This window comes from Leptotrichia trevisanii DSM 22070 (assembly GCF_000482505.1).
GTDB classification, from domain to species: Bacteria; Fusobacteriota; Fusobacteriia; order Fusobacteriales; family Leptotrichiaceae; genus Leptotrichia; species Leptotrichia trevisanii.
The window spans coordinates 1-2,657 of sequence record NZ_AXVL01000076.1 but is presented as its reverse complement, the minus strand read 5'-3'; the positions used below and the strand labels follow the sequence as shown (position 1 = coordinate 2,657).

Annotated in this window: 2 protein-coding genes and 1 pseudogene; all 3 read left to right on the top strand. The window is 35.0% G+C overall.

Annotated features, from left to right (window positions below):
* Positions 1-400 (top strand): annotated as a pseudogene (locus K324_RS16095) (hypothetical protein); the annotation flags it as partial.
* 1 nt (position 401) lies between these two features.
* Positions 402-1,133, top strand: a complete 732-nt coding sequence (locus K324_RS0109515) for a hypothetical protein (protein ID WP_026748923.1) — start codon at positions 402-404, stop codon at positions 1,131-1,133.
* Between the two features lie 13 nt (positions 1,134-1,146).
* The gene (locus K324_RS0109510) at positions 1,147-2,610 is read left to right on the top strand and encodes a type IV secretion system protein (protein ID WP_026748922.1); all 1,464 of its coding nucleotides are present in this window, start codon (positions 1,147-1,149) and stop codon (positions 2,608-2,610) included.
* The last annotated feature ends 47 nt before the right edge of the window (positions 2,611-2,657 follow it).

Genomic DNA, 2,657 nt, shown 5'->3' with positions numbered 1-2,657 from the left:
ACTTGATGAAATAGCAAAATCTGAAATAACACCTGCAATAGTTGACGGATGCAAGACAAAGATACTTCTGCCTTCTCCACAGGCACAGAACTACTGGAAGGAACTTTATTCAAAGTTTGGATTAAACGCAATAGAAATTGAAAGAGTTGCACGTGGACAGATGCAGAAGCAATATTTTTACAAAAGTGAACTTGGGGCAAGAGAATTTGAAATGGATTTAGGTAAAATTGAACTGGCTTATGTAGGTTCTGCAAGTTCGACAGATCAGATGAAAATACAGGAAATATGTGCAGAAACAAATGATTTAAAGGAAATTAACTTAAAATGGCTAGAATATAAACTGGGTAAAAATAGTCAAGAATTTAGAAAATGTAAGGAAATTATACAGGGAGGTAACTAAAATGAAAAAAATAATATTCTTTTTAATGGTAATAACAGTTATATCAGTAAATTCGTTTTCAGGAATACTTGGAGGAGGCAGTGGAGTTTCTGATTACTGGCAGATGAAGACATATTTTGAAAGTGTGGCAATCAATGCACAGACGCTAAAAAGCCTGAATGCACAGTTAAAGGAGATAGAAAGACAGATTGAGCTTTCAAAGAAACTGCCTGAAGCCTATCTAAAAAAATATATAAGCCAATATGATGACACGATAAAGACATTAGTTAGAATAACAAATACCACAAAATCAACATTAAGGGATGCCAAAAGAGCTGAACTATGGTTTAAAGATGTTTATGCTGATGCTAATAACAGACAGTATATGGCTCTTCTTGACAGATTTACAAATACGCTTGACAGTCTTTCAAGGGACGCAATGAAGTCAGGATCTATGAATGAAGTGGCAATGAGAAAAACATCAGACAATGCAAAAATTCTCATAAGAAAAACTCACGAAGCAAAAAATCCGCAACAAGTATTGGAAGTGCTATCACAATGGAGTGCCAACCTATCAGTACAGATGAATACAATAGCCGATATGATTTCAACAACAAATAGACTTGATGCATTAAAGGCGGCTGAAGAGGTGCAGGCAAGAAGGGAAGCTCAAAAGAGAAGCGAATATACAAAAAATAGCTTGAATAATCATATAAAAGCAATGGAAAATGAAGTGAAAAAACATAAGAAATAAGGAGGGAAAATAATTGGCAGCGGCAAATTTTCAATTTGATACGGCACTGATTGAACCAATAATCAGTATGCTTGATACAGGAATGACAACCTTAATGGTTGTAATATTGACACTCGCCTCATCATTTGCTGTGCTGGATTTATCATTTACAGCCTTCTTTAACTGGTCGGAAAATATCGGCAATACATTTGTCGAAACTATAAAAAAACTTGTAAGATATGCACTTACTTTTGGGCTTATAAAAATGTACAAGGAATTGCTGGATATGGCATACAAATTATTTTCCGATATAGGAAACTTATTTGGGGAAGGGCTTGGAAGTCCGTTAAAAGTGCAGAGTATTTGGGATAAGTTATGGGAGGAATTAAGCAAGTTTTTAAGTATAGGCTTAAAGTTTCAAGATTTTTGGGCTATCTTATACTTTGTTTTATTTATTATTGGATTCGTATTTTTAGTATTTATAATATCCACAATAACAACAGCCATAATACAGTTCCATATAGTTGGAAAACTGGCAATAATATATCTTTCCTGTTTACCGCTTGATGTTTTAAGTGATATAGGAAGAAAAACTCTAGGAGCAATAGTTGGAGCAGGAACTCAATTAATGGTTGCAGTTGCTTTGTCATCAATGGGAGTAAAAATATTAAAATCTTATCCCATTCCTGAAAATATAGGTGCAGAAAACAATGAGCCGCATACTATAATTGTATGGCTTGCAGTATTTATAACAATTTCATTTTTAATAAAGAATTATCAGAGCATAGCCTCATTAATTTTATATGGACAAGGCGGAGTAAATGGCTCACAGCTTGGATATTTTACTGGAAATGTTGTTAGTGCAGGAGGCTCAGCTGCAGGAGGAGTTGCATCTTTATTGGGAAGTGCGGCAGTTGGCGGGCTTGGAGCCACAATCGGTGCAGTTGCTGGCGGAGTGTCTACTGGAGGAGCAGGAGCAATAGCAGGCATGAAGACAGGAGCAAAAATAGGTTCTGAAGTTGGAAAATATCCTGGAAATCTGACTGCTTCGGCTGCTGAAAATGCAGGAAAGGCAATAAAAGTAATGACAATGGACTTTGATCCGATTACTTCAGGCAGAAAAGTAAAAAATATGGTCAGCGATGGAATTAAAAAATTTATGGGCAATAAAAAAGATGATAAGAAGGATACCGGAGAAAATAAATCACAGGAAACAGAAAACACTAAAAATCAAAATTCTCAAAATTCAAATAAAGGAAATGAAGAAAATAGATCAGGAAATTCGGATAGAACAGCCGATACAAAAGAGGCTGAAGAAAAGATGAGAAGTGATAACAGCAAGACAGCTTCGAATAAGGATTCTCAAAAACAGACAAATGAAGGAAATAAAGACACGCAAAAACATTCAGAAAATATAAAATCACAAGAAACTAAGGATAGTAACAGTGAGACTTTTGCAGAATCTGAAATGAGGAGAGAAAAGGACAGCGAGGAATAAAATATGTAAGGACAATGACAATAGAATATTAATCTAGTCTTTAGAGA